This is a genomic window from Marinobacter salinus (genome assembly GCF_001854125.1).
In the GTDB taxonomy this organism is placed as follows: domain Bacteria; phylum Pseudomonadota; class Gammaproteobacteria; order Pseudomonadales; family Oleiphilaceae; genus Marinobacter; species Marinobacter salinus.
The window spans coordinates 1,902,222-1,912,856 of sequence record NZ_CP017715.1 but is presented as its reverse complement, the minus strand read 5'-3'; the positions used below and the strand labels follow the sequence as shown (position 1 = coordinate 1,912,856).

At 53.9% G+C, this 10,635-nt stretch carries 8 protein-coding genes and 1 tRNA gene; 3 read left to right on the top strand and 6 right to left on the bottom strand.

Features of this window, described 5'->3' with window-relative positions:
* Positions 1-7: 7 nt before the first annotated feature.
* Positions 8-2,230 carry a choice-of-anchor U domain-containing protein gene (locus BKP64_RS08760; RefSeq protein ID WP_157755411.1) on the top strand — a complete coding sequence of 741 codons (2,223 nt, stop codon included), beginning with the start codon at positions 8-10 and terminating at the stop codon, positions 2,228-2,230.
* A gap of 46 nt (positions 2,231-2,276) precedes the next feature.
* The gene (rrtA, locus tag BKP64_RS19080) at positions 2,277-2,873 is read left to right on the top strand and encodes a rhombosortase (protein ID WP_083329187.1); all 597 of its coding nucleotides are present in this window, start codon (positions 2,277-2,279) and stop codon (positions 2,871-2,873) included.
* Here the strand turns inward: rrtA and BKP64_RS08755 are convergent.
* Positions 2,852-2,928, bottom strand: a tRNA-Pro gene (locus tag BKP64_RS08755). The genes rrtA and BKP64_RS08755 overlap by 22 nt on opposite strands.
* A 115-nt stretch (positions 2,929-3,043) precedes the next feature.
* Complete coding sequence (locus BKP64_RS08750) at positions 3,044-4,687, bottom strand: FMN-binding glutamate synthase family protein (protein ID WP_070968631.1); 1,644 nt, start codon at positions 4,685-4,687, stop codon at positions 3,044-3,046.
* A 252-nt stretch (positions 4,688-4,939) separates the two neighbouring features.
* On the opposite strand from BKP64_RS08750, the gene BKP64_RS08745 reads away from it, so the two are divergent.
* The gene (locus BKP64_RS08745) at positions 4,940-6,529 is read left to right on the top strand and encodes a BCCT family transporter (RefSeq protein ID WP_070968628.1); all 1,590 of its coding nucleotides are present in this window, start codon (positions 4,940-4,942) and stop codon (positions 6,527-6,529) included.
* Positions 6,530-6,590: 61 nt separating this feature from the next.
* Here the strand turns inward: BKP64_RS08745 and BKP64_RS08740 are convergent, their stop codons facing one another.
* The 4 genes from BKP64_RS08740 to BKP64_RS08725 form a co-directional block, all read right to left on the bottom strand.
* Positions 6,591-7,538 carry an alpha-L-glutamate ligase-like protein gene (locus tag BKP64_RS08740; protein WP_070968625.1) on the bottom strand — a complete coding sequence of 316 codons (948 nt, stop codon included), beginning with the start codon at positions 7,536-7,538 and terminating at the stop codon, positions 6,591-6,593.
* Position 7,539: 1 nt separating this feature from the next.
* Complete coding sequence (locus BKP64_RS08735; protein WP_070968622.1) at positions 7,540-9,057, bottom strand: inactive transglutaminase family protein; 1,518 nt, start codon at positions 9,055-9,057, stop codon at positions 7,540-7,542.
* Positions 9,054-9,749, bottom strand: coding sequence for an ATP-dependent zinc protease family protein (locus tag BKP64_RS08730; protein ID WP_099092586.1), 696 nt, complete (start codon positions 9,747-9,749; stop codon positions 9,054-9,056). The genes BKP64_RS08735 and BKP64_RS08730 overlap by 4 nt, the downstream gene beginning before the upstream one ends.
* Positions 9,750-10,033: 284 nt before the next feature.
* Positions 10,034-10,423 (bottom strand): hypothetical protein, encoded by a 390-nt coding sequence (locus BKP64_RS08725; RefSeq protein ID WP_070968616.1) that lies wholly within the window; start codon positions 10,421-10,423, stop codon positions 10,034-10,036.
* Positions 10,424-10,635 lie beyond the last annotated feature (212 nt).

Genomic DNA, 10,635 nt, shown 5'->3' with positions numbered 1-10,635 from the left:
GACCAGCATGAAAAATACAAACGTTTTCAGGGCTGTATCGTTAGGTTTGGCCCCCCTGATGTTGGTTGCTCAATCCGCTATGGCGGCGATTCCCGAACCCGATAACCTTCTTTATGGCACGGTGACCGTGGACGGTGCGCCAGTGACGGCTTCCGATTCCAATGTGTCGCTGGTGCTTGAATATCAGGGCCGGGTAATAGACAGCTACACCATGGGTGAAGACCCCGCTGCGCAGAACCGATACGTACTTTCAGTGCCGCTGGATGCGATTGATCAACGCCGCGACGGGTTCCTTCGCAAGGGTGATGTGTTGACGGTGCGTTACCAGATGGGGACTTCGCGATCGGCCGCCACGGAGGTTGTAGTGGACGACAGGGGTACCTCAGTGGAGTTGAACCTCGCCTTGAGAGGTGTCGACATCATTAATGGCCCCGATCCCAACAGTCAGGATACCGACGGCGATGGCATTTCCGACGTAGCAGAGGTGGCAGCGGGGCTGAATCCTTTCGATCCGTCCGACGCGCTTCTTGATGCTGACGGCGACGGGGTAAATAACCTGGATGAGTATCTTGCAGGCAGAGATCTCAACGCAGATGACGAGCCGCCGCTTCTTATTCCGCCCAATGATATTGAGGTTCCCGCCACCGGGCTCTTCACCAAGGTTGATTTTGGTGAGGCAACAGCCTTTGATGCACTTGATGGAGCCCTGAAGGCAACTAACGATTCCCGGCCACAATTAGCCCCGGGTGCCCATTTTGTGGAATGGAGAGCCAGTGACAAATCGGGAAATGTGGCAACGGCGACCCAGCTTGTGATCGTGAAGCCCATCGTCAACTTCCATACCGACGCTGTTGTGGCTGAAGGCAGTAACGTGGATCTGGTTGCCGAGCTTAACGGCCCGGCCGCGATCTATCCCGTTTCGATTCCTTTTACGGTTGCTGGCACTGCGGTCGGAGGCGGAGTTGACCATACGCTTGCGAGTGGAGAAATTCTTATCCAGAACGGGCTCCGGGGCAGTGTGAATTTTCAGATTATCGACGACGGTGACGCTGGCGAGACGCTTGAAACGATCGTGGTCACCATGGGGGCTTCAGGTAATGTGGTGCTCGGGGAGAAACGCGTCTATACAGCACGGATAAGCGATGAAAATATTGCGCCAACGGTTGAGCTGGTTGCTGAGCAGGGGCAGGGCCAGACAAGGCTGATCGTTGCCAGTGGAGGTGTGGTGACGGTAAATGCTCTGGTCCACGATCCTGATCCCGGCGACAGTCACAGCTACGACTGGTCTTTCAGTGACAGTCAGTTGTTGGAGATGGATGGCAACAGCTCTGACAGCCAGTTTGTGTTTGACCCGAACAACCTGTCACCGGGCTTCTACAGGGTTGCTGTGAGCGTCAGCGACGCCTCACTGGCAATAAACCGGACCGATGTTGTGATTGCCGTATTGAACGAAGCACCGTTGTTGACGTCACTGGATTCGGACGGTGACGGTATTGCTGACGATATTGAGGGTTACGTTGATACTGACGGTGACGGCATCCCGGATTACCTCGATAACCTGGAACCGGAGAACCTTATTCGTGCCATGGCGGCCATGGGCGATGAGTATCTGATTGAAACTGAGCCAGGTCTGAAACTCTCGCTGGGGTATACGGCACTTACATCAAAAAAGAATGGCGCCATGGTAAACGTTGAGGACATCGCGCTGGCCTTTTCATTGCCTCCCCTGAAAGAGGGGGAAGCCTCTGAGAAATTCCCCGGTGGAATTTTCGATTTCACGGTGAGTGGTCTGGCGCAGCCGTCGGATTCGGCTTATGTCGTTCTGCCTCAGCTCGCAGTCATACCTAAGCGTGCTGTCTACAGAAAATACTCGGCTGACACGATGGCCTGGAATGCGTTCGTTGAAAACGACAGAAATGCCGTCTATTCAGCACCTGGGGCAGAGGGCTTCTGTCCGCCGCCGAAAACAGCCGAATACAAACCCGGTCTGACGCAGGGCGACTGGTGTGTGATGCTGTTGATTGAAGATGGAGGCCCCAACGATGCAGACGGCCTCTCAAATCAAAGCATAAAGGACCCGGGCGGCGTTCAGGGTGAGGCTGTCAGTACCACCGGCAGCAGTGGCGGTGGAGGCGGTGGGCGTTTTGACCTGTTCCTGCTGCTGTTGGTGGCGCTGTCTGCGGGCTTAATGTACCGCAGCCGAAATCGTCGTATTCATAGTGCCTGGTGACATAGTGTCTTGTGATCCCGGGTACGATTTCCGTATCCCGGCAACAATGAGCGCAATAGCGTTCATTGTTGCCGTCTTCCTCCCGGAAACCTCGTCCTTTCTACAGTACCAGCATGACTTCGCCCAGAGTGGTGAAGTGTGGCGTCTGGTGTCGGCCCATTTCGTTCATCTTGACTGGCCACATTTTCTGCTCAACCTGCTGGGACTGTGGTTGCTTTGGCTGCTTGTTGGCAAGGCATTCAACATGGACCAATGGTTATTGCTGATCGTCCTGTTGTCCGTTTCAATCACGATGGGGCTGAGGATCTGGTCCCCGGAGGTTGATTGGTATGTCGGGTTGTCTGGTTTGTTATACGGAATGCTGGCGATCGGATTGGTGATGAGGATACAAAATCTGAAATCACCCCTTACTTTCCTGTTTTTTCTTGTCTTGCTGAAAGCTTTTCTGGACAGTTTCTTTGGACCGTTAACCCTGATCGATCTGACCGAGCATCGCGTTGTTTCAGATGCACATGTATACGGGATTGTCTCGGGAACTGGCTTTGGCTTGATCGGGCGAATAATGCTGTTTCAGAGAAACAAAAAGCCCGGACCTTTCGGCCCGGGCTCATTGTCGGAATCTGGTCGGGACGGTAGGATTTGAACCTACGACCCCTTGCACCCCATGCAAGTGCGCTACCAAGCTGCGCTACGCCCCGATTCGCTGTCTGCCTGTGAGAAACTTGAGAGTTAACTCAGTGGCTTAGCGGGAGCGAAGTCTACACCAGCCTATCGGAAAAATAAACAGGATTTGTTAATTTTGCGCCAGCTTGTTTAACGGAGTTTGGTCTCCCTGAGTTTGAGGATAAATTCAGGGGCGTCGAAGCTTTCTGAGGTGGCTTTATACCAGTATCTGTCGAATATTGTATGTCCGGTTTCTCCCTCAAGCAGGGCGCCGGGCTCAAGAAACGGGAACAGGTCCATATAAGAATGCACCTCGGTTTTAGACACCCGGCGTACCACGTGTTCCGGCCCCAGTTCTGAGGGGTGGCGAAGGCCGGAGGCCTGCAAAAGGTTCTGGAGTGCATCAAGAGTGTTCTTATGGAAGTTATGTACTCGTTTGCTCTTGATCTCCACATCAAGCTTCTCCCCCCGGCGGGGGTCCTGCGTTGCTATTCCGCTCGGGCAGCGGCCAGTGTGGCAGTTGAGTGCCTGGATGCAACCCAGTGAGAACATGTAGCCCCTGGCTGCGTTACACCAGTCGGCGCCAAGGGCCAGTGTCCGGGCAATGTTAAAGGCAGAGGTGACCTTCCCGGCAGCGCCGATTGCGATGTCCTCACGGAGGTTGGTGCCTACCAACGTGTTATGAACCAACAATAAGGCTTCGGTCATTGGCATGCCGAGGCGATTGATGAACTCCAGAGGCGCTGCACCGGTACCTCCTTCACCGCCATCAACCACAATGAAGTCTGGTTTACGGCCTGTTTCCAGCATGGCCTTGACGATGGCAAACCATTCCCAGGGGTGGCCGATTGCAAGCTTGAAGCCAACGGGTTTGCCCCCGGAAAGTTCCCGCAGATGATCGATGAACTCTAATAATTCTATGGGTGTCGAAAAGGCTGAATGGGTGGCGGGCGATACACAGTCCTCACCGATAGAAACCCCCCGGGCCTCTGCGATTTCAGGAGTGACTTTGGCGCCTGGCAGAATTCCACCGTGTCCGGGTTTTGCGCCTTGAGATAGTTTGACCTCTATCATTTTTACCTGGTCAAGAGTGGCGTTTTCCCGAAACATTTTCTCATTGAAGGAGCCATCTTTATGACGGCAGCCAAAGTACCCGGAACCGATCTCCCAAACGAGATCTCCCCCCGGTTGCCGGTGATAGCGGGAAATCGAACCTTCCCCCGTATCATGGTAAAAGCCCCCCATTCTGGCACCGGTGTTAAGGCTCAGAATTGCGTTTGCAGAGAGTGAACCGAAGCTCATCGCTGAAATGTTAAACACACTCGCACTGTAGGGCTTTGCGCAATGCCTGCCAATCAGAATCCTGAAGTCGCTGTCAGTGACCTTGGTAGGCGTCAGCGAATGATTCATCCACTCGAAACCTTCCTCGTACATACCCAGTTGTGATCCAAATGGACGCTTATCGAGAACATTTTTAGCGCGCTGATACACAATTGTCCGCTGTTCTCGCGAAAACGGGCGCTCTTCAGTGTCCGACTGAATAAAGTACTGACGGATTTCAGGGCCAATAGATTCAAAGAGATAGCGGAAGTTGGCAATAATGGGATAGTTCCGGCTGACCGTGTGTCTGCGTTGCAGAAGGTCATAGGTTCCCAGTGCGGAAGCTGCCCCGAACAGGGTTGGGAAGATGTAGCCAGCGCCCACTGCCAGGCTGATTGCCAGTGAGGTAATGAAGCCTGCAAGGCTCAGAGCGTAGGTTGTGTAGCGTAGCGGGAAGGTTGATGTTTTCTCCATTGATACCTCAGATGAATCCATTGCGCCTAATATACTGGCGTTATTGAGAGACAGTATATCGATACGGGACGATATCTATAGCCGATTGCTGGTTGTTGTACCTTTCGACTTTGTAATGATGGTCTATGCTAAAAGCTCAAGTGGCAGGTTATCGGGCCTTTGATGTTTTGAGTTCAAAACATTAGTATGTCGCGCTTGTAATCTTTGAGCTCCGATTTCGAAACTGATTTTTCAATTCAGGAGGCGCCAAACGTGGGCGAGGTAGTTAAAGACGAATACCAGACGGATTACGTCGCAGGTCAGGATAACATCAATCCTTTTGGCCTCGACCTTCACGCACCGGTATTCCCGATTACGGCAATACTGGTCGTGCTTTTTGTGGTAGGTACTCTAATGTTTCCGGCCGAGGCGAAATCGCTTCTGGACGGTGCTAAATGGGACATTATCGCGACATTTGACTGGTTCTTTCTGATCAGCGCGAACATATTTGTGGTGGTTTGTCTGGCATTGATTTTCATGCCGGTCGGTAAGATCCGGCTTGGCGGCATGGATGCAAAGCCGGAATTTTCCACTATGTCCTGGTTTGCCATGCTGTTTGCCGCAGGCATGGGTATTGGCCTCATGTTCTGGGCAGTTGCTGAGCCAACAGCGTACTTCACCGGTTGGTACGAAACGCCGTTTAATGTTGAGCCCAATACTCCGGCGGCTGCTGACCTGGCGATGGGCGCGACCATGTATCACTGGGGCCTTCACCCGTGGGCGGTCTATGCCATTGTTGCGCTTTCGCTGGCTTTCTTCTCGTTCAACAAGAACATGCCACTGACGATCCGGTCAGCATTTTTCCCGCTCCTCAAGGACAAGGTCTGGGGCTGGCCCGGTCACATTATCGATATCCTTGCGGTAGTCGCGACCATATTCGGTCTGGCGACATCTCTGGGGTTTGGTGCCCAGCAGGCAGCCTCAGGTCTGAACTACCTGTTTGACACTGGAAGTGGCACCAACGTGCAGATGGCCATTATTGTCGGGGTAACTGCTCTTGCGCTAATGTCGGTTCTACGCGGTCTGGATGGGGGTGTGAAAGTCCTCAGTAACATCAACATGGCTCTGGCGGGCATTCTGCTGTTCTTTATCATCTTTGCCGGCCCAACAATGACCATTCTGGAGACACTCTGGACGACCTCCTCCAGCTATGTTGCGAACGTCCTTCCCCTGAGTAATCCGTTCGGTCGGGAAGACGAAGCCTGGTTCCAGGGCTGGACCGTATTCTACTGGGCGTGGTGGATCTCCTGGTCACCGTTCGTAGGTATGTTTATCGCGCGGGTCTCTCGCGGTCGGACCGTCCGGGAATTTATCGTAGCCGTTCTGCTTGTTCCCACAATTATTACTGTGGTTTGGATGAGTGCTTTCGGTGGTACCGCCCTGGAACAGATTCAGGATGGTATTGGCGCTTTGGCCGAAAATGGTCTGACAGATGTTTCTCTGGCCATGTTCCAGATGTTCGCCAATCTGCCACTGACGGGGATTATCTCCTTCGTCGGCATTATTCTGGTGCTGGTGTTCTTCGTGACGTCCTCGGACTCCGGCTCCCTGGTTATCGACAGCATCACTGCCGGAGGCAAAACTGATGCACCGACTGCTCAGCGTGTGTTCTGGGTGGTTATGGAAGGTGCAATTGCGGCAGCGTTGATCTTCGGCGGCGGCGCAGATGCTCTTGGTGCGATTCAGGCAACGGCGATAAGTGCAGGTCTGCCATTTACAGCCATCCTGTTGGTTATGACATGGGGTCTGTTAAAGGGGCTGACGCACGAACGGAAACTCCTGATCGCCCGAGGCGAGATGTAGTTGCCGCATTAGTGGAAAATAACCGGGGCTTCTGCCCCGGTTTTTTTATGTCTGCTATTTGCTACAGGGCGGAGAAACTCTCCATGGCGAAGTCCGCTCTTTCCTGGGGGGTGAAGTGAGGGCGCTTGAGGCTTTCAATGGCTCTGAGTCGTGGCAGCAGACCTCGTCCGTTTGCCATCTGGATTGCGAGCCCGGGGCGGGCGTTCAGCTCAAGCAGAAGCGGTCCCTCGTTGGCATCGACCACCAGGTCTACGCCCATATAGCCCAACCCCGTTGCCTCGTAACAGCGGGATGCCATCTCCAGCATTTCTCCCCAGGCTTCGATTTCGATATTTTCCAAGGCCAGACCGGTATCCGGATGCAATGTTATGGGGCGGTTGAACTGCACCGCATTCAGGCTTCTACCCGAGCCGATGTCCAGCCCGACACCCACGGCTCCCTGGTGTAGGTTGGCTTTGCCGTCGGATGCGGTTGTGGCAAGTCTCAGCATAGCCATCACCGGGTATCCCTGGAATACAACAATTCGAATATCTGGAACGCCCTGGAATGAATAGCGGGCAAGAGAAGGCGCGGATTCCACGAGGCTTTCGACAATGGCTACGTCTGGCGTGCCGGCCAGAGAGTAGAGTCCTGCCAGAATGTTGGTGAGATGGCGCTCCAGGTAAGGTGCGTCCACGCGTGCACTTGAGGCCTTGATGTATTCTTCGTTGTCACGCCCGGTAATTACGGTAATGCCCTTTCCGCCAGACCCTTTGGCAGGCTTGATGGCAAATCCGGCAAGGCCTTCGGCCATGCCCCGGAACTTGGATATCTCGTGTTGCTGGCGCACCACCTGGAGCAGTTGGGGGGTTTTGACGCCGTATTCCGCTACTGCAAGTTTGGTCTTGAGTTTATTGTCCACCAATGGGTAGGAGGAACGCTCGTTATACCGGGCAATGTAATCCACATTGCGCCGGTTCATGTTGAGCATGCCCAGGCGGTTTAACCGTCGCGGTGATATCCAGTTCATATCAGTCGTAGACCTTCATCGGCGTGAAGCGCTTCAGCTCGCTCAGCTTGTACCCGGTATACTGGCCCATGAGCAGAATCAACCCCAGGATGGAGAGATGCAGCTCCGGGAAGTTGAACGTCAGGTGGCCGGCCAGTGGCGCGCTCATAAGGAGATACGCGCAGATTGCCACGAACAGACTGCCCGTACCCTGAACCAGAACTTCGCGCCCGCCTTCCTCTTCCCAGAGGATCGACATGCGTTCAATGGTCCAGGCGATAATGACCATCGGGAAAAATGTCACGGTCATGCCGGTATTGAAGCCCATCTGGTAGCCGATAATGCTTAGCCCCGCAGTAATGAATATCACCAGGATGATAAGAGCGGAAATACGAGAGACCAGCAGCAGGTTCAGGCTCGAAAGGTAACCTCGCATCAGTAGTCCGAGGGCAACCACCGAGAGAAAGGCAATTAACCCTGGAACCAGGGTTGTCTGCACAAAGGCAACAGCAATCAGGACCGGCATAAACGTTCCCGAGGTGCGGATACCAATTACAATCCGCATGAATGCTACAACCAGCGCGCCTAACGGAAGCAGTAACAACATCCGAAACATGCTCTGTTCTTCAATGGGCAGCTCATAGAAGCTCAGAAAACCAAGCCCGGCGGATTCAAATTGCATGGTTGCCATTTGCAAGGCCGGGACCGTTTGACGGAGCATGGAAAAACCAACCTCAGAATTGTCACCGCCAACCACGTCAAGCAATGAGGCCGACCCCTCACGCCATAGAAGGAGGTTTTCCGGAACACCTTGCTCTGCTGTTTGTGGGTCGAAGGTCAGCCATTGCCGTCCATCATAAATCTGAAGGAATGTTGTGAGTTTCTGGCGGCGTCTCGCATCCTCAAGCTCGAGCCCGTCAGCGGTGCGGGCGGGGATGCCGGAGTGGTTAAGCATATCGACGAGTAATTCGAGATAGTTTTCCTCTGCAACCAGCAGAGTGGTGTTCTGGGTACGGGTATCAGGCTGCATGAGGCGGATGAGTTCCCGGGTCATGCTTTCCGGTGTGCTTGAGCGCGCCTTGGCCTGCTCAAGGATTTCCCGCACGGCTGTCGCCTGCGGCTCCTCCCAGAAAACCCGTCGGGTCGTCGGAGGCTGGCTCAGGGGACCGCTCTCGGCGGAAGCGTCAGGTACGAATTGAGCTTTGAAGTACAGGGTTTGCGGACCGGATACGTCCCGTTTCGACCATTCCGCACGGCGGTTGCCGGACTTCTCAATGATAGAAAACCCATAACCTGGCGAAGCTGCCTGTTCGCTAAGAAGCCGGAACCCGGGGGGCTGCCCGGGAACGTTAAGGCTGGCAAGTACTGATTCGTTGGTGGCGTCGAAATCCACTCTTGCTTCGACCATCCAGACCGGGCGCTGCTCTCCAGTGAGCCAGGGAATGCCCAGCTCTACATGGCGCCAGATGGCCAGGGATATACCGGTTGCAATCAGCAGGAAGACGGCGACGTAGAAGGGCAGGCGGGAGCGATTGGTCACGAATCGTTCCTTTTATTGATGAGAGAATCGGGAAGCTCCGTTGCGAACTCCTTACCAACATCAATCAGCATGACGTCCCGCAGCACATTGCGCCCTATCAGTACTTCATAGGTCAGGTTGGTGCGATCCGTCAGGGTAAACTCAGCGACCTGCTGATGGTCACCGATAGCGAATTGAAGTTCCACCACCACACGCCGCTCGGCTTCATTGGCGCTGGCCTGAATAACCTTTACCCTCCGTGAGATTTCTTTCTCCAGGGTAATCAGCTCGCTTTTTCCCGTCACCGGGACGTCAAAGCGGACCCAGTTGCTGCCATCCCGCTCGAAGCGTGTAATGTTTCGCGCGTCGATTGAGGATGTTTCGGCCCCGCTATCAATGCGGGCTGTATATATCTGTTCAGGCTCCGCAAGGTAGATTTTCTCTACCTCTCCGACGATGACTTTGCCCTTAAGGCGATCTGCGCGTCCTTTGGAGGACTCCATGGACGGGCAGGCGCTTTGTTTCTGAACTGGAGGGCAGGTTGGTTTTTCGACCTGGTTTTTGATCGCATCAAGAATGGTTTCAGTAGAACCCCGGTTCCGTTCCAGCAGCTGCTCGTGCCGTACCGTTGCGTTATTTTCCATGGTAACCAGCGTTGCCCGCTGGGCCTGGGCTGAGGTGGTGAGCTGGCTCAGGTCCTGTTTGGGAACCATGAAATAGCGGTCCGAAGAGCAGCCGGCCAGCATTAGCAATACGCCGGAGATCAAAAAAACAGAAGATGAAGAGGAGCCCGCCGGTAATTTTGGTAAACCCATGAATATGCCCTTGAGCCGGTAGTCGGTCACTAACTTGAATATAGAGTCGGCGCGACGATCTGTAAGTGTGGATCTGAAAATATTTGGAGCAGGATTATACAACAACCCATCTGTCTGGTTGCTTTACAGTTGGTTAAGGGGGCGGGGTTGTGGCCTTTTTCTCAATATTGCAGCGTAAGTAGTTACCGGGGGAGAAAGTGCCCTTCTCCAAGGTCTGTTTCCGACCGCAGGTATTCCTGAATGACCGGCGAGCAGTTGAGATAAAATAGCAAGAGTTCCCGCTGGACGTCCTGGTCCTGGATTCGTGCTGCGAAACTGATCAGTTCCCGAATGGCCTCGTCACTGCCGGCGCCGACGTCTGCGTCCTGCAAAGTCTTGCCATACCTCTCTTTGAGAACCTCAGTAAGCCGTTCCAGATGAAATTCTCCGGTGTGAGTAATATGAGGGAGAATATGAAAACGGTCAGAGCGGGAATTGTCACGATTTCCGAATAGGCGCGAATCGCTCTCTGAGGACGAGCAATCGGTTTGAAGAAAGTCTGCTCCAAGTTTCCGCCAAAGTTCTTTTAACATAATCGGTCTATCCGTTTTGGGTCCGTTACCCTGTCTGATGCGGTTACCAAAACGTAATGCCTCCAGACCGGGGTAACATCCTATCCTTTTAACCGATTATACGGGCCTCGTCCAGATGCGGATCCGCCGGGGTTGCTGATTTGCAAAGCAGTCGAGATGCTAACCGTGAGGTGCGGCGGAAGAAGCGTGTCTTCAGGAAAAATGTTCTATTG